This is a genomic window from Arthrobacter sp. ATA002, assembly GCF_026898095.1.
Taxonomy (GTDB): Bacteria; Actinomycetota; Actinomycetes; order Actinomycetales; family Micrococcaceae; genus Arthrobacter_B.
Genome location: NZ_CP114015.1, coordinates 2,203,736 through 2,218,075, shown reverse-complemented (window position 1 = coordinate 2,218,075; position 14,340 = coordinate 2,203,736). Strand labels below are relative to the sequence as shown.

12 protein-coding genes and 2 pseudogenes are annotated in these 14,340 nt (G+C 67.7%); 8 read left to right on the top strand and 6 right to left on the bottom strand.

Features of this window, described 5'->3' with window-relative positions:
• Positions 1-9 precede the first annotated feature (9 nt).
• A pseudogene (locus OL239_RS10855) lies at positions 10-1,480 on the top strand (MFS transporter).
• Between the two features lie 22 nt (positions 1,481-1,502).
• Here OL239_RS10855 and OL239_RS10850 read toward each other — a convergent pair.
• On the bottom strand, positions 1,503-2,189 hold the full coding sequence (locus OL239_RS10850) for a M23 family metallopeptidase (protein WP_268908952.1): 687 nt from the start codon (positions 2,187-2,189) through the stop codon (positions 1,503-1,505).
• 24 nt (positions 2,190-2,213) lie between these two features.
• Positions 2,214-2,951 (bottom strand): SDR family oxidoreductase, encoded by a 738-nt coding sequence (locus tag OL239_RS10845; protein WP_268908951.1) that lies wholly within the window; start codon positions 2,949-2,951, stop codon positions 2,214-2,216.
• 113 nt (positions 2,952-3,064) lie between these two features.
• Here OL239_RS10845 and OL239_RS10840 point away from each other — a divergent pair, with 113 nt between their 5' ends.
• Positions 3,065-3,997 (top strand): AraC family transcriptional regulator, encoded by a 933-nt coding sequence (locus tag OL239_RS10840; RefSeq protein WP_268908950.1) that lies wholly within the window; start codon positions 3,065-3,067, stop codon positions 3,995-3,997.
• 169 nt (positions 3,998-4,166) lie between these two features.
• Positions 4,167-4,946 carry an alpha/beta hydrolase family protein gene (locus OL239_RS10835; RefSeq protein WP_268908949.1) on the top strand — a complete coding sequence of 260 codons (780 nt, stop codon included), beginning with the start codon at positions 4,167-4,169 and terminating at the stop codon, positions 4,944-4,946.
• Between the two features lie 30 nt (positions 4,947-4,976).
• On the opposite strand, the gene OL239_RS10830 is transcribed toward OL239_RS10835, so the two are convergent.
• Positions 4,977-5,390 carry a hypothetical protein gene (locus OL239_RS10830; protein WP_268908948.1) on the bottom strand — a complete coding sequence of 138 codons (414 nt, stop codon included), beginning with the start codon at positions 5,388-5,390 and terminating at the stop codon, positions 4,977-4,979.
• A 483-nt stretch (positions 5,391-5,873) separates the two neighbouring features.
• On the opposite strand from OL239_RS10830, the gene OL239_RS10825 reads away from it, so the two are divergent.
• The gene (locus OL239_RS10825) at positions 5,874-6,089 is read left to right on the top strand and encodes a hypothetical protein (protein ID WP_268908947.1); all 216 of its coding nucleotides are present in this window, start codon (positions 5,874-5,876) and stop codon (positions 6,087-6,089) included.
• Here OL239_RS10825 and OL239_RS10820 read toward each other — a convergent pair.
• Complete coding sequence (locus OL239_RS10820; protein WP_268908946.1) at positions 6,086-7,363, bottom strand: glycosyltransferase 87 family protein; 1,278 nt, start codon at positions 7,361-7,363, stop codon at positions 6,086-6,088. The genes OL239_RS10825 and OL239_RS10820 overlap by 4 nt on opposite strands.
• 131 nt (positions 7,364-7,494) lie before the next feature.
• On the opposite strand from OL239_RS10820, the gene OL239_RS10815 reads away from it, so the two are divergent.
• Positions 7,495-8,334, top strand: a complete 840-nt coding sequence (locus OL239_RS10815) for a formate/nitrite transporter family protein (protein WP_268908945.1) — start codon at positions 7,495-7,497, stop codon at positions 8,332-8,334.
• Here the strand turns inward: OL239_RS10815 and OL239_RS10810 are convergent.
• Positions 8,331-9,749: pseudogene (locus OL239_RS10810) on the bottom strand (aminotransferase-like domain-containing protein). The gene OL239_RS10815 and the pseudogene OL239_RS10810 sit on opposite strands and share 4 nt — an antisense overlap.
• Between OL239_RS10810 and OL239_RS10805 the strand changes: the two are divergent.
• From OL239_RS10805 to OL239_RS10800, 3 genes are all read left to right on the top strand, one after another.
• Positions 9,748-10,683 carry a DMT family transporter gene (locus OL239_RS10805; RefSeq protein ID WP_268908944.1) on the top strand — a complete coding sequence of 312 codons (936 nt, stop codon included), beginning with the start codon at positions 9,748-9,750 and terminating at the stop codon, positions 10,681-10,683. The pseudogene OL239_RS10810 and the gene OL239_RS10805 sit on opposite strands and share 2 nt — an antisense overlap.
• A gap of 416 nt (positions 10,684-11,099) precedes the next feature.
• Entirely contained in the window at positions 11,100-11,549 is a 450-nt protein-coding gene (locus tag OL239_RS20160) for a GNAT family N-acetyltransferase (protein ID WP_442864135.1), read from the top strand.
• A 480-nt stretch (positions 11,550-12,029) separates the two neighbouring features.
• Positions 12,030-12,656: a ribosomal RNA small subunit methyltransferase A gene (locus tag OL239_RS10800; protein WP_268908943.1), complete on the top strand. Its 627-nt coding sequence runs from the start codon at positions 12,030-12,032 to the stop codon at positions 12,654-12,656.
• A gap of 14 nt (positions 12,657-12,670) precedes the next feature.
• On the opposite strand, the gene OL239_RS10795 is transcribed toward OL239_RS10800, so the two are convergent.
• Positions 12,671-14,302: a Na+/H+ antiporter gene (locus OL239_RS10795; RefSeq protein WP_268908942.1), complete on the bottom strand. Its 1,632-nt coding sequence runs from the start codon at positions 14,300-14,302 to the stop codon at positions 12,671-12,673.
• Between the last annotated feature and the right edge of the window lie 38 nt (positions 14,303-14,340).

Below are 14,340 nucleotides of genomic sequence, written 5' to 3'. Positions count from 1 at the left end.
GGAACCCCCATGGCTTCTGTCACCGGCAACGGACCCCACTCCGCCCGGCCATCCCGGTCTTCCACCCCCGCATCACCGCCGGGCTCGGCACCGGGATCGGCCCAGAAGGACACCCGCAGGGTTGCGGTTGCGACCCTGATCGGCACCACCGTCGAGTGGTATGACTTCTTCATTTACGCCACGGCGGCCGGCCTGGTTTTCTCCCAGCTCTTTCGCGCCCGCCGGGGACGAGTTCGCCACCCTGCTGACCTTCGCAACCGTGGGCCTGAGCTTCCTGTTCCGTCCGCTGGGCGCTTTCCTGGCCGGCCACTACGGCGACAAGCTCGGCCGCAAGGCGATGCTGGTCATCACCCTGCTGCTGATGGGCGGGGCCACCACCCTGATCGGCGTGCTGCCCACCTATGCCACCGCAGGCATCTGGGCACCCATCCTGCTGGTGCTGCTGCGCATCATCCAGGGCATCTCCGCCGGCGGTGAATGGGGCGGCGCGGTGCTGATGAGCGTGGAACACGCACCCCGGAACAAGCGCGGGCTCTTCGGGTCCTTCCCCCAGCTCGGCGTGCCCCTGGGCATGCTGCTGGCCTCCGGCGTCACCGCCCTCATGACCGGAGTCATCTCCCCGGGCGACGCGTTCCTTGAGTGGGGCTGGCGTGTGCCGTTCCTGCTGAGCATCGTGCTGATCGGCGTCGGCTTCATGGTGCGGATGTCGGTGAACGAAAGCCCGGTCTTCGAAGAGATCGCGGAAAAGAAGAAGCAGACCCAGATGCCCATCGTGGAGCTCCTGAAGAACCACTGGAAGCTGGTGGTCCTGGCCGCCCTGGTGTTTGCCGGCAACAGCGCCGCCGGTTACATGACCACCGGCGGGTTCATCCTGAACTACTCCACCGACCCGGACGGAGCCGTGGCGCTGGACCGCACCGATGTGCTCCTGGCGGTCTCTGGGTCCGCCGCCCTGTGGTTCGTGTTCACCCTGGTCAGCGGGTTCATGGCAGATAAGATCGGGCGGAAAAAGACCTACCTGATCGGCTACACCGCCCTGGCGCTGACCGTGTTCCCGCTGTTCTGGCTGATCAACACCGGCGACATCGGAATGCTGTTCCTGGGGATGGCCCTGTTCACCGTGGGGCTCGGCCTGACCTACGGGCCGCAGGCGGCCTGGTACAGCGAGATCTTCCCGGCCTCCATCCGCTTCTCCGGCGTATCGGTGTCCTACGCGCTGGGCGCCATCGTCGGCGGCGCCTTTGCCCCGACCATCGCCCAGGCCCTGGTGAACGCCACGGGCGGCACGACTGCCGTGTCCGCCTACCTGCTGCTGATGATGGTCATTGCCGCAGCCGCCACCATGATGCTCCGCGACCGCCCCGGCATCGACCTGTCCATCCGCAACCAGGCGGAGCAGGAAGTCGGCGCCACGATTTTCGACAAGCGCCGGGGCATCTCCACGGATGACGCCGCGGCACCGGAGCGGTCGCGGGTCTGATGTCCCGCACCCGCCGGGACAGCTACGGTGCCTCCACGATGGAGGCCTCAGCCGGCAGCGTGTCCCGGCGGGCAACGAAGGCGCTGCTGCGGGGGAGCTTCTCGTGGAAGGACTTAAAGCTCATCGGAAGCCCCCGTGCAGTCCTCGGGTCGGCCCCGTCCATCGCCTGGACGTGCACGTGCGGCTGGGTCGAGTTTCCGGAGTTGCCGCAGGCGGCGATGTGCTCACCTTCGAGCACACGCTGGCCGGGGGCAACCCGGACGGAACCGGACTGCAGGTGCATCACGCCCACCACGGCCCGGCCGTCCGCCGTGGACATCAGGATGTAGTTTCCCCCGATGGCTGCCAGTCCGCTCCGCAGCCGGGCCGGCTGGCCCAGCATGTAGGGGACCAGGGCCAGCTGGGAACGGCGGGCATCGTGGTCCTCCTCTGCGTCGTGCACCACCAGGACCTCACCGGAAACCGGCGCCAGCACCGGCCGCCCAAACGCGAAAAACAGCTCCGGCGGTTCCGTTGCGAATGCCGTCCGCCAGCTGATGCCCGGAGCCGTCCGGCCGGCGTCGTCCACTCCCACGAAATCAATTGCGTAGGTGGTGGCGAGCAGATGGGTGCCGTGGCTGGGGACCCGCCGCAGGGGACTGTTTTCCACTTTCCATTTCCCGGTGAAGGGCAGGGAGACCGTTACGGTCCGGTCCGGGCTGCTCGTCATGGTTCCCTTTGTACACCGTCTGAATCACCAGGGGACAGTGCCGGCTTCGTCGGTGAAGGTGCCGGTGGGACCGCCGGCCGGGATGGTGGCCATCCGGACGGCGGCAAGGGCGCCCTGGGCCGGAGTGCGGGTACCCCGGAAGCCGTTCAAATCCGTCGCAACAAAACCCGGACAGACGGCATTGACCAAAATGCCTTCCGGTGCCAGCCCTTTGGCATACTGCAGTGTCAGGGAGGTTAGTGCCGTTTTTGACGGCGCGTATCCGCCGGCGATGGGATCTGTCGTGGCCGGATTGGACACCGCGGACAAGGAGCCGGCCACGCTGGAGACGTTGACGATGCGGGGCGCCTCTGAGAGGCGCAGCAGCGGCAGGAACGCAGCAGTCACCGAGATGACGCCGAAGAAGTTGGTCTCGAAGATGGCGCGGATCTCGTCCACCTCGGCGGAACCCGGTTGCTGGGCGGCAAAGCTGACGCCCGGCGTTGCCACAATCCCGGCGTTGTTCACCAGCGCGTCCAACCTCCCGAACCGGCGCTTCACCGCGTCCGCAGCGGCTGCTGCCGAGGCGGGGTCAGTGACATCGAGGACCACCGCCACGGCGTTCCCGCCGTCGGCACGCAGTTCCGCCGCAGCCCGCTCACCGGCGTCGGCATTCCGTGCCGCCACCACCACGGTGTGGCCGAGAGCGGCCAGCTGGCCCGCGATTTGCCGGCCGATGCCCTTGTTGGCGCCGGTAACCAGGGCGATCATGTGCTCATTCATGGAACTCCTCAAGGAAAGAAACCAACCCGACCGGGAAGGTACTTCAAGTCTGTTCATCGGAGTCTGTACGTGGAATAACGGAAAGTCCGCTTTTCTTGCTCTAAAGTACAAACATGATGGATGACCGGTTATCGGAAGTGCTTGACCTCATCGAGGTCAGGAGCATCATTTCGGGCAGCACGGCCGTGTCCGGGCGGTGGGAAACCGAAAGCGGCATTGACGAGGACCTGAAGTTCTTCGCGGTTGTGCAGGGCAGGGTGCGTTTCTCCACCGACGGCCAGGACACACCCCTGATCCTTGAAACCGGCGATGTTGCCGTCCTCAACGGACGCCGCTGGCTCAAGCTCGAGGGTGGAAGCGGCGACGGCGCGTTGCTGCGCCTGGAACCTCCCGCGAGCGGAACATTTGTCCGCGCGGGCGAGGGTGCGCCCGGCACGGAAGACATCATCATCGGCGGGCGCGTGGCTGTGAACACCACCGGCAGGGAACTGCTCCGGCAGGCCCTTCCGCCCGTGGCGCACATCAGGTCGGGCACCGATGCCGCGCCGCACCTGCAGAATCTGATCGACCGGTTGTTTGCGGAGGTATCCGGCCCGCGGATGGGATCGGCCTTTGCTGTCCGCCAGTACGGGCAACTGCTGCTGGTGGAGGTGCTCCGGACGTTCGTTCAGCACGCTGACCTGCCCCGGGGATGGCTGAAGCTGCTAGCCGATGAACGGCTGCGGCCTGCCGTGGCGCTGATCCACGCCCGCCGGGCCAATCCGCCGAGCCTGGAGGAGTTGGCCCATGCGGCTGCAATGTCCCGGACCGCCTTCACCGAGCGGTTTCGGGAGGTTGCCGGCACTCCGCCGCGAACCTATCTCAACAACTGGCGCATGCTGGTGGCGCAGCGGGAGCTCGGATCCAAAGATATCCGCATCCGGTCCCTGGCACTGGACCTGGGCTACGCCTCCGAGAGCGCCTTCAGCACGGCGTTCAAGCGCAGCGTGGGGGAGTCTCCGCTGCGCTACCGGGCCCGGGTGCAGGGGATGCAGCAGAGTAACTAGCGGACGTCCGCGCCGCGGGAATCCGAAACCCGGGGTCCTGCGTATATTGTTCGCATGCCCAACCAGAACGCGTCCCCGGTTACCTCCGAGCAGTTCATCATTCCCATACCTTCCGGGGGAGGGTTTCGGAATCCTGCGCACGCCCTCCGAGGGCCTGCCGACGGCTGCCGTGGTCATTCACTCCGCAACTGCGGTCGCGCAGCGGCTGTACGCAGGCTTTGCCGAGTATCTGTGTGCCAACGGATTCGCCGTCCTTACCTATGACTACCGCGGAATTGGCGCATCCGGCAGCCCGCAGCGTAACCGGCATCTGCGGATGCGGGACTGGATGGAACAGGACGTCCCCGCAGCGGCGGCATGGATGGCCGCCCGCTTTCCCGGCCTCCCGCAGTTTGCCGTCGGCCATTCCCTCGGCGGCCAGGCCCTGGTTCTCGGCAACGGCGCCGATGAACTGGCCGGTTTCGTCGCTGTGGCCTCGCACGGCGGAGTTACCCGTGCCGTGGAAGTTCGGCGGGAACGCATCCGGGTGACGCTGGTCCTCCGGGTCGTCGGGCCGCTGTGTGCCCGGCTGCTGGGCTTCGCCCCGGCCCGGCGGCTGGGGCTGGGTGAGGACATGCCAGGCACCGCGGTGCTGGAATGGAGCGGCTGGGCCCGACGGCCCGGCTATTTTTTCGACGACCCGAGCATGGACGCCGCCAAGCGGGCCGCCCAAGTAACGACCGATGTTCTCGCCATCGGTCTCAGCGACGACCTGTGGGCCACGCCCGCCCAGATCGGTCCCTTCTTCGGCCATCTGGTGAATGCCCGCGTGGAGCGCCGAAACTACACGCCCGACGACGGCGGCGTTCCTGCCATGGGGCACATGGGCTTTTTCCGGCGCAGCGTGAAGGACAGTCTGTGGCCTGAAGTCCGGGACTGGCTCGACGAGCGGATTCCCCACCGGTCCTGACAGGTTGGAGCATGTGGGGCGTGTGCTGGACTAGTCCGCGTCCGCGAGGGGCCACCCGGTGTCCGCTACCTCCTGGGCGGCGAGGACCGTCCGCTTCCAACCCCAGACGCGCGTGCGCTTGCCCACGTAGGACGGGCCGTACCAACGTTCCTGCCCGCTGTCGCTGGGGGCAACGTTGCCGGTCACCTGCAGGCCGCCCTGAGTAAAGATGTCCATCCGTGTCAGTGCGCGGCGAAGGGGAACGAGACCGGCCACGGCGTTGGGGCCGGGCGGTGATGTGCCTCGCCATGGGAGCAACGCCGCGACGAAATTCACGCGCTTCCGAGGCTGGAGTTCCAGGACCTGCAGGCACGCCCAATTGCCCGAGAAGCCCTGCACGGGGACCAGGTCACCGACCGCGAGCGAGGTGGCGGAACGCGGCGAAAAAGGAAACGTTCTCTTCATGCTGGCACCATACCCGGCAGGCAAGGGTTGGCTGACCGGTGGGACTCCACTCCGCCGTCATGGCGTCCGCAGTGTCCGCAGTGCCCGCGGGGGCCGAGCAGAATTGGGGGAGGGGCTGCTTAGGATGAGGGCATGCGCCAGGACGCGGGCGGCTGAACCCGCAAGCATTGGGCGGCCAATCAGAACTCGAAACGAACCAGTGGCCGATGCAGGCCAAGCAAGGGGAACACATGGAAAACCTCATAGCCCGCGCTGAACGCGTGGCCAGGGCAGCCCACGAGGGACAGGCGGACAAAGCCGGAGCCCCTACATCAGCCACCCCGAACGGGTGGCCCGGACTGCGGCGGAAACGGCACCGGATCATCTGCGCCAGGAGGTTGGGGCTGTGGGGTGGCTCCACGACGCCGTGGAAGATACCGGAACCACCCTGGAGACGCTGCGCGCGCAGGGTTCCCCGAAACGGTGATCGAAGGCGTGGACGCCATGACAAAACGTGTGGGCGAGCCCCCGGAACGCTACTTTGAACGTGTCCGGGCCAACAACATTGCCCGGATCGTCAAAGCTGCGGATCTGGATGACAACACCAGCCCCGAACGGGTGGGGAAACTGGATGAGGAGACGCGGACGCGGCTGGCGGCGAAGTACCGGCGCTCGCGGGAGCTGCTGGCCCTGGGGTCCGTCGAGGGTCCGCGCTACTAACGCCGGAGCGGGCGCCTCCGGACGGCCTTACTGTTCCCTGTCGCGCGTCCCGGCACCGGCGCGGTGGCCCAGAAAACCAGCGCCGCCACCGGCAGCACCACGCCCAGGCCGGTAAACAGTTCCAGTGCCGCCGGCCCCTGCCCGCTTACGACTCCGGTGAGCGTCATGGTGATGGTGACCGAGGACAGCATGAACACCGGGACCATCGCCACCAGCACGGCGCCGCCCGCGGCACGCACCCCGGCCCGCCGCCGTCGTACCGCGACCCACAGTGCCGGAAGGAGTAGGGCAATCCAGACCCAGTGGTGGAACCAGGAAATCGGTGAGATGGCCAGCATCACCACGGCGTTGGCGCTGATGGCGGCCACTGCGTCTCCGCGCTCGTCCGAGCGCCGGATAGCCAGGTACCCCAGCACGACGACGGCGGCCGAGGCGAGCAGCCACAGCGGACGCTGCAGGGCCTCCGGCGTGCCAAGATGTGCGATCAGCGAATTCAGGGACACGTTGTACATGTCCGTGGTGTCGCCCACCCGGGCCGGGTCAAACAGCGAGTCGAGCCAGAAGATGCGCGACTGCTCCGGCGACGCGATCCAGCCGACGGCTACCGTTGCCGCAAACGTGATGCCCAGGGTCAGGATGGCCCGCCAGTCCCTCCGGACCAGGAAGATCAGGCCGAAGGCCAGCGGGGTGAGCTTGATGCCGGCGGCCAGGCCGATCAGGATGCCGCGGGGCAGTTTCGATGACGCCGGGCGGAGCAGGTCCGCAACAATCAGGAGCATCAGCATCGGGTTGATCTGCCCGAAGCCCAGGCCCTCGCGCCACGGCCCGAGCACGCCGATCAGCAGGGTGGTCACCACGATGACGCCGGCCGTCCCACCAAGCGCGCCTTGAAGACGCTTCGGAAGGACGTTGTTGAGCTGGAGGTAGCGCGCGGCCAGCAGTGCGGTGATGACAAGGCATACGCATGAGGTGGCCGTGATCAGCACCAGGCCCACAGCCTCGGGAAGGAAGGCGAACGGCGTCAGCAGCAGTGCGGCAAACGGCGGATAGGTGAACGGCAGTCCTCGGGTGTCCGTCTGGACCAGGCTTGGGTCATACAGCTGGTGTTCGCTGCGTCCCAGGAAGGCCAATGCCCCCTCGCGGTAGACGGTGAAGTCCAGGCCGTGGATTTGGGCCCCAAGCACCACCAGCACGAGAGCGGCGGGAAAGCCGAGGAAGAACCATAAAGCGGTGGTGCGGGTACCGGTGCCGGGTTCCGCCGTCGTTTGTGCCATGCCTGAAAGTCTAATGGGGCTGCCCCAGCCGGTGGTGAAGGGCGCCGGGCCACCCCAATTTTCCTCAGCAGGCTTACTGTTTAATCCGTACGGTAATGAGGCGCCCCACCGACGCGCACCGAAGGGACACCATGAGCGAGGAACGCCGCAGAGAAATCGGAGAATCGGAAGCGCCCGTTGAGGATGAACTCCAGGAATCCTTTGACAACACGATTACGGAAGGTGCCGAACGCCTGCACCGGACCCTCCGCACCATCCTTATCACCGGAGTGTTTGGCGGGCTTGAGGTCGGGTTGGGTGTCATGGCCTACCTGGCCGTCATGCACGAAACCGGGGATCATCTGCTGGCCGGTATTGCCTTCAGCGTGGGCCTGATTGCCCTGTACCTCGCGCACAGTGAATTGTTCACCGAGAACTTCCTGATGCCCGTTGCCGCCGTCGTGGCGCGGGAAGGAAGCGTGAGGCAGCTCGGCAAGCTATGGGGCGGCACGCTGCTGGCGAATCTCGCCGGCGGCTGGGTGTTTATGTGGATTGTCATGCAGGCCTTTCCGCAATGGGAGCCGACGATTGCGGAATCGGCCAAACACTTCACCGAGGCACCGTTCTCGCTGCAGACGGTTGCCCTGGCGATTCTGGGTGGCAGCACGATTACCCTGATGAGCCGGATGCAGCAGGGCACCTCCTCGGACCCGGCCAAGATCATCGCCACCGTCATCGGCGGGTTCCTCCTCGCCGGGCTGCAACTGTTCCATTCGATCCTGGATTCGCTGCTGATCTTCGGGGCCATCCAGTCCGGTGCCGGGATCACCTACCTCGAATGGTTCGTGTGGTTTGCCTACACCTTGCTTTTCAACATGGTGGGCGGGCTGGTGCTGGTGACGGCCCTGCGCTTGGTCAGGACCAAGGAACTGTTGATGGAGCGCCGGCGGGAAGCGCCCGACGATCCCGAGGCATCCCACCGCAGCGGTTAGTGCCCGCTCCGCTGCCGTGCCAGCGCGCTGCCAATAATCCGTGCGCCCTCCGGGAACGCCCCCGGATTCTGGCCGGAGTAATTCAGCCGCAGGTGCGGCCCGGTGGGCTCGGCCGGGAACCACTCGTTTCCGGTTCCAACCACGACGCCGTCGCTCTCGCAGTCGCGCACGAGCCGGAGCAGGTCGGTACCGTCGGGCAGCCGCAGCCATAGGTTCAGTCCGCCGCGCGGCAGCACCGGCAGCTCGGCCCCGGGAACGTGCTCACGCAGCGCTGCGGCGAGCAGGTCGCGCCGGTCGACGAGCTGATGGCGCAGCCCGCGCAGGTGCGCCTTCCACGCGGGCTGGGTCACGACGTCGAGCGCCACCGCCTGCAGGAGCGGGCTGACGTACATGGACTGCGCCTGAGTGTCGGCCAGGATCCGTTCCCGGGCCGGTCCCGGGCCACAATGCCGGCCACCCTCACCGCCGGGGACACGCTCTTGGTCAGTGACCGCAGGTAGACCACGTGTCCGCCGTCGTCCCGGGCGGCCAGAGGGCTTGGGTCGGCGCTGATGCCGAAGTCGTGGGCCCAGTCGTCCTCGATGAGAAACGCACCGAACCGCCGCACGACGTCGAGCACCTCTGCGGAAAGATCCGGCGTCCACTGGATGCCGGTGGGGTTGGCAAAGGTGGGCTGGGCATAAAAGGCACGGGCACCCGTCTGCTCAAAGGCGCGCACCAGGTCTGCGGGATCGGGGCCGTTGACGCCGCTCGGAACCGGAATCACCTCGACCCCCGCCTGCTCGGCGGCGAGGATGGCTCCCCAATAGGTGGGCGACTCCATCAGCAGGGGCCGGCCCGCGCCCACCAGGGCCCGAAAGACCGTACTGAGCCCGCTTTGGCTGCCGGGCAGGACGACGACGTCGCCGGCGGACGGGGAGCGGCACCGGCCGGGGCTGTCGCTCCCAGCTCCGCAGCGAACCAGGCCTGCAGCTCCGGCAGGCCGGCGGCGGGGAACGGCTCACTGCCGCGCCGCTGCGGGCAGCGCGGGTAAAGGCTGCCCGGACCAGCCGTTCGGGCAGCAGCTCCCGGTCGGGATAACCCGAGTGCAGGGCGATGACATCGTTTGGCGCGGTGCGCAGGGCCGCGGACACCTGCGGCAGGCGCGCCGGCGGGGACCCGAGCGCAGCAGTCTGCCAGCCGTAGTCATGCGCCCGTGCCTGCCGGGCGGCACGGACAAAGGTGCCCACGCCGGGACGGCTTTCAATCAGGCCCTGGGCGCTCAGGCTGCGCAGCGCCTTTTGCACGGTTACCGGACTCGCTCCGTACTGTGCCACCAGCGCCCGTGAGGACGGAATTCGGGCCCCGGGGGCCGCCGCCGAAATCCACGCGCGCAGGCCTGTGACGATGCGGACACTGCTGCTATCGTGAGTCATGACACAGCATAGTAGCGCTACTGTAGGCCACGCACTACCGCTATCCGTTCCCGGAGCCGGCCTGAAAGCCGGGCTGGGGTGGGGCCTGCTGGGCGTGGCCGCGTTTTCCCTGACCCTGCCGGTGACGCGTATCGCGGTGCAGGACGGCGGCCTCTCGCCGCTCTTTATCGGATCCGCCCGGGCCATTATTGCTGCAGTCCTGGCGGCCGCCGCACTCGTGCTTACTAAACAGCGCTTTCCGCAGCGGCGGCAATGGATCCGGCTGGCCGTCGTGGCCGGCGGCGTGGTCCTGGGATTTCCGCTGCTGACGTCCTTCGCACTGACATCGGCTCCGGCCAGCCACGGCGCCGTCGTCATTGGCCTCCTGCCGGCGGCGACTGCCGTCGCCGCCGTAGTGCGGGGGCACGAGCGTCCGCCCCTGCTCTTCTGGATTATGGCGGCCGCCGGGGCCGCCGCCGTCGTGGCGTTCACGGCCCTCCACGGCGGCGGGCTGGGCGGGCTCCGCTGGTCCGATCTGCTGCTGTTGGGTGCCGTCGCGGCCGGGGCAGCGGGCTACGCCGAGGGCGGCCTGCTGGCACGCGAGCTCGGCGCATGGCAGACCGTGTCCTGGGCGCTTGTCCTGGCGGCGCCGCTCATGGCGGTGCTGACGGCGGCCGCAGTCGTCCGGCAGCCACCGTCGGGCTCTCCCGGAGAGTGGGCCGCGCTCGCCTACCTGGGCGTGGTCAGCATGTTCCTGGGGTTTTTCGCTTGGTACCGGGGCCTGGCCATCGGCCCCATGGCAAAGGTCAGCCAGATTCAACTGGTCCAGCCGGTGTTGACCATCTGCTGGGCGGCACTGCTTGTGGGCGAGCAACTCACCTGGCCCACACTGCTGGGCGGGGCCGCGGTGATCGCCTGTGCCGCGGCCTCCGTCCGGGTCCGGTTGCGCCGGTAGCTGCCGGGGCCTCCAACCAGCGTTGACTGGTTCGGATAGAGTCCGTACATGAAGCAGAATCCCGGCGCTGTCCAGAACCCCGAGGATGCCCTGTTTCCTGAGACTGTCCTGACCATTCGGACTGCCTGGGCGCGCATTATCGGTGTCCCGCCGGAATCCTTGGCCGCGAGGGGCACTCGAATTTATCGGGAGAAGAACGACAGTTCAGTGGTCATGTTTGTTTCGTTGTTCGGGGTTGGGATTGTGGTGGGGCCCGGGTGGGCGATCACAGCCGCCCGGGATTTCACTGACAAGGAACTAACGAGCCACGCGCAACTGCTGGAGAGCAGCCAGCCGCGTGGCGGTCAGCCATTGGGGAAGCCTGGCTCTATTTCCGTGACCCGGTTCCCTGCGTCCCGGTTCCCGCGGCCACAATCATGAGCCGTGCTTCGGAGCACGCAGTTGCTCTGGAGCACGTTTGCTCTCGGGAAGACCTGACCGAAGTGGGCCTGAGCGAGATGGGGAAGACGTTTGTGTTGCTCGGAAACGAAAGCCCGGCGCCGTGTCCGTTGGCCGGATCCGGTTACGACGTATGGGAAGACACCCTGGCGCACATGGGCGTCCTCACTGCTCCGAACCAGCGCGGGCAGGGACATGCGGCTACCGCTGTTTCGATTGCCGTGAATCACGCGGCCGAATCTGGACTTATCCCGCAGTGGCGTGCCAGAACAGACAACACCGCGTCCATCCGAACCGCACTTAGTGCAGGGTTTCTACACGCAGGATCGCAAACGACCGTGTTGCTCGGCGCCACTTCAAACCGGCCGACGGCAGGGGGATCACCTCCGTGGTGTTCGGAACCACGCTTTTTGTGCTGGGGATCATGAGCCAGGACCGAACCACAGGGCGCAGCAGCCCTCCCGCGGAAGAGCAATAAGGCGTACCCTCATGGCATGCCTCTGACATCTCTGTTTGTGCGTTCCTGCATCAAGGCGGTCCGCGTTCGCCGTCACTGACGGCGCGCACTGCCTGAGTCTTACCCCGCGGCCTGAGTCTTAGCCCCGCGGTTAGTGCGCCGTCGTTCCGGATGCCCCCGCGCCCGGACGGTGAGGCCTGCCCCGCCGAAAGGGTGCTCCGTCTCCGACGACTGGAGCGCTCATGGAAGCGTACCCATCTCTTAGCTCTGTTGGTTCTACTAGTTCTGTTGGCGGCCGGCACGAACTCGGCCAGAACCACCTCATCCACCGCCCCGCCATCCGGACCATGGTGAACCTGGTGCGGGCGGCCGAGGGCAGCGTCCTCGAGATCGGCGCCGGCGGCGGGCCCTCACCCTGGAGCTCGCCCGGCTGGGCCGGGACCTGCTGGCTGTGGACATCGATCCTCGTTCCGTCGCGCGGCTTCGGCGCCGGCTCGCGCCGGCGACGCCCGGCGTCGTCGTCCTGCAGGCTGATGCCCTGTCGGTGCCGCTGGACCGGCGCATTATTGCCGGCAACATTCCGTACCACCTCACCACGCCCATCCTGCGGCGGCTGCTCGCGTCCGGCCAGTGGCAGGACGCCGTGCTGCTGACCCAGTGGGAGGTGGCCCGCAAGCGCGCCGGCGTGGGCGGCGGCACCATGCTCACGGCCCAGAGCGCTCCCTGGTTCGAGTTCGCGCTGCACTGCCGCGTGCCGGCCAGCGGCTTCCGGCCGCAGCCCGGGGTCGACGGCGGCGTCCTGACGGTGCAGCGGCGTCCAGTTCCGCTGGTCGAACCGGGGGACCGGACGTGCTATTCGCGGTTCGTCAAGGACGTGTTCACCGGTCCCGGCTCCGGCCTCGAAGCTGTCCTCGCCGGAGTGCTGGGCGGGCCCCGCACGGCGCGTTCGGCGCTGGCGGCGGCAGGAATTCCGCGGGGGTGCCTGCCGCGCGATGTTCCACCCACCCTGTGGCCGATCCTGTGGCGGGAGGTCTGCAGCCGCGGCGTTCCCCGTGCCGGGAGGCGGGTGCGCGGGTGAGGCGCACAGTGGGCTCAGGCCCCCGCTTCGCCCTCGCCGCCGTCGTCCCCGGGGTTACGGCGGGAGGCAAGCCGCAGTTCCTCCACATCCAGTGCCGCCTGCACCCGCAGCAGGACGGCGTCGTCGATTTGCCGCTCGTCCCGCAGCTGGATAACGGTGCTCCGTTTCAGGGCCAGCAGCGCCAGACCCAGGTCCCGGTACTGGGCGGCGCGCGCAAGGTGGCGGACGCCGTCGTCGTCCCCTTGGTCCCCGTCGCGGAGTGCGTTGAGCGTGGCCAGCCTGCGTTCGTATTCGGTGCGGACCTCATCCGCGACAACCGGGTCGGTCCCCAGCTCTGCGGCAACATCAGGCAGTGCTTCCAAGGCATTCGCCACGGCCGTGGTTTCCGCAAGGTGCTGTTCTTCCTGCTGGCGGGCGGTATCCAGCGGCAGCCTGGCCCAGCGCGCGACGACGGGCAGCAGGGGAGCCTGCGCCACCAGTGTCAGGATGATGACGCCCGTTGCCACGAAGATGATCAGGTCCCGGTAGGGAAAAGGCGCGCCGGAGGCGGTGTGCTGCGGGGTCGCCAGCGCTGCGGCGAGTGACACGGCGCCGCGGAAGCCCGCCATCCCGCTCACCACCCAGGTGCGGTTGCCCGGCTGCTGCGTCCGCCGTCGTGCGCGTGGGCTGAACAGCCGGAGCAGGGAGGCGTCGGCAAACAGATACGCGAGCCGGACGGCGATGATCACCACGGTTACCACCGCCACCAGCACGATGCCCTGCGCCAGCTGCCGGCCGGGCAGCTCGCTGACGGCCCGCGGCAGCTCCAGCCCCACCAGGATAAACAGGGCTCCATTGAGCAGGAACGTGGTCAGGGACCAAAATGCCTGCCCCTGCTGCCGGGTGTCGGCCCGGATAATCCGCGGACCGGCCTGGCTCATCGCCAGTCCCGCCACGACGACGGCCAGCACCCCCGAGGCGTTGATGACTTCCGCCAGGACAAAAGCGGTAAAGGGCGTCAGGATGGTCACGACGTTGCCCAGCAGGGGGTCCTGCACCCACCGCCGGGCCCGGAAACTGAGCCACGTGGTTGCCAGGCCGGCAGCGATGCCGCCTGCGTACGCGAGCAGGAACAGCCCGGAAACATCCAGGGCGCTGAGCTGCTCCGTGCCGGCCGTAATTCCGACCGCCACCCCGTAAATGACCAGCGCGGTGCCGTCATTGATCAAACTTTCCGCGCGCAGCAGCGTGACGTAGCGGTGCGGGAGGACACGTGCCAGGGCGCCGACGGCGGTGGCGTCCGTGGGCGCGATGGCAGCACCCAGAACCCACGCCGGCCCCCAGGGCAGACCGAGCGCGTGGGCGGCGGCGGCGACCGCCCAGGCGGTGGCCACCACCAGGGCGGTTCCCATCAGGACGATGCCGCGCTGGTTGCTGCGGATCTCGCGCAGTGATGTGGTTATGCTCTCCCGGAACAGCAGCGCCGGCAGAAACAGGAAAAGCACGGCTTCGGGCGGCAGCTCCACCTCCGCCAGTGCCGGAATGAAGCCCAGCCCAATGCCGCAGACCAATAGCAGCACCGGCGACGGCAGCCCCGTGCGCCGTGCGGCCAGCGTGCAGAGCAGGACGGCCGCCGCCAGGATCACGACGAGTTCGGAGGCCAGCACTTCAGCCGCCGGGGAGAGAGCCGGAGCAGTTGTCCATC

Bases quoted from the DNA above. Each gene is read 5' to 3' on its own strand.
- OL239_RS10850 (WP_268908952.1), bottom strand. From the start codon at position 2,189: ATGACGAGCAGCCCGGACCGGACCGTAACGGTCTCCCTGCCCTTCACC.
- OL239_RS10845 (WP_268908951.1), bottom strand. From the start codon at position 2,951: ATGAATGAGCACATGATCGCCCTGGTTACCGGCGCCAACAAGGGCATC.
- OL239_RS10840 (WP_268908950.1), top strand. From the start codon at position 3,065: ATGATGGATGACCGGTTATCGGAAGTGCTTGACCTCATCGAGGTCAGG.
- OL239_RS10830 (WP_268908948.1), bottom strand. From the start codon at position 5,390: ATGAAGAGAACGTTTCCTTTTTCGCCGCGTTCCGCCACCTCGCTCGCG.
- OL239_RS10825 (WP_268908947.1), top strand. From the start codon at position 5,874: ATGACAAAACGTGTGGGCGAGCCCCCGGAACGCTACTTTGAACGTGTC.
- OL239_RS10820 (WP_268908946.1), bottom strand. From the start codon at position 7,363: ATGGCACAAACGACGGCGGAACCCGGCACCGGTACCCGCACCACCGCT.
- OL239_RS10815 (WP_268908945.1), top strand. From the start codon at position 7,495: ATGAGCGAGGAACGCCGCAGAGAAATCGGAGAATCGGAAGCGCCCGTT.
- OL239_RS10805 (WP_268908944.1), top strand. From the start codon at position 9,748: ATGACACAGCATAGTAGCGCTACTGTAGGCCACGCACTACCGCTATCC.
- OL239_RS20160 (WP_442864135.1), top strand. From the start codon at position 11,100: ATGAGCCGTGCTTCGGAGCACGCAGTTGCTCTGGAGCACGTTTGCTCT.